We start from the raw sequence: 1063 nt of genomic DNA, 5'->3' as shown, positions 1-1063 counted from the left end.
GTGGTCAGGTAGTACTCAATAGACTCTTCCAGATCTTTCACGCTGGTGTGTGCCTGGCGCTTGATCCACTTCTCACTCAACGTCGAGAAAAAGCGCTCAACCATATTCAACCAAGACGCCGACGTCGGTGTGAAATGGACCTGGTAGCGCGGGTGTGCTGCAAGCCAAGCTTTGATCTTGTCGGTCTTGTGCGTTGCATAGTTATCCATCACCAAATGGACGGGGATGTCGCCCGGTACGTTGGCGTCTACCTCCTTGAGGAAAGCGAGAAACTCTGTGCTTCGATGGCGGCGCTTCAATCGCCCAATAACTTCACCCGTGGCAATGTCCAGCGCTGCGAATAGAGATGTAGTTCCGTGCCGCTTGTAATCATGAGTGCGAGTTACGGGTTTCCCCGGCGCCAGAGGCAACCCTGGCTGGGTGCGATTTAACGCCTGAATCTGGCTTTTCTCGTCTATACACAGCACCAGAGCCTTGTCGGGCGGATTTAGGTAGAGCCCAACGATGTCGTGGACCTTATCCACGAACAGCGGGTCGGTCGAAAGTTTGAAGGTCTTTTCCAGATGAGGTTTTAGTCCGAAAGCGTGCCATATCCGCATGACGCTGGCTGGAGAAATCCCGGTTGCCTGACTCATCGAGCGAGTACTCCAGTGACTGGCATCTTCGGGTTTGGATTGCAGTACCTGATTAACCACGGCCTGTACTTGCTCATCGGTAATACTGCGAGGCCGACCTGAGCGATGTTCGTCATTTAAGCCATCGAGCCGCAGTCGACTGAATCGCACTCGCCAACGCGAAACCGTATGCACGCCGATACCGAGTCTGTGGGCGATCGAGGAGCCTGACTCTCCACCTGCGCACGCCAAGATGATTTCGGCCCGAATGCGGGATTCAGCAGAACCTTTACGCTGCCGGGAGCGACGAAGCAGTTCGATGTGTTCTTCGTCACTCAGCTCAATCAGGGCAGCAGGTCGGCCGGTTCTCATATCATTGCTCCGAGACATTTCTGATGCTGAAAAGCTTAGATCAAAATATGAGTGTTATTTGAGAAACACCACACTAG

1 protein-coding gene is annotated in these 1063 nt (G+C 53.5%); it reads right to left on the bottom strand.

What is annotated here, in order from left to right; all coding sequences use genetic code 11:
- Positions 1-986 (bottom strand): IS630 family transposase (locus DM374_RS32550; protein WP_110973530.1); only part of this gene is annotated, 986 nt, incomplete at its 3' end.
- Between the last annotated feature and the right edge of the window lie 77 nt (positions 987-1063).

It is taken from the genome of Pseudomonas huaxiensis (assembly GCF_003231275.1).
In the GTDB taxonomy this organism is placed as follows: Bacteria; Pseudomonadota; Gammaproteobacteria; order Pseudomonadales; family Pseudomonadaceae; genus Aquipseudomonas; species Aquipseudomonas huaxiensis.
The sequence above is the reverse complement of the archived record's forward strand: the minus strand, read 5'-3'. Positions and strand labels throughout refer to the sequence as shown.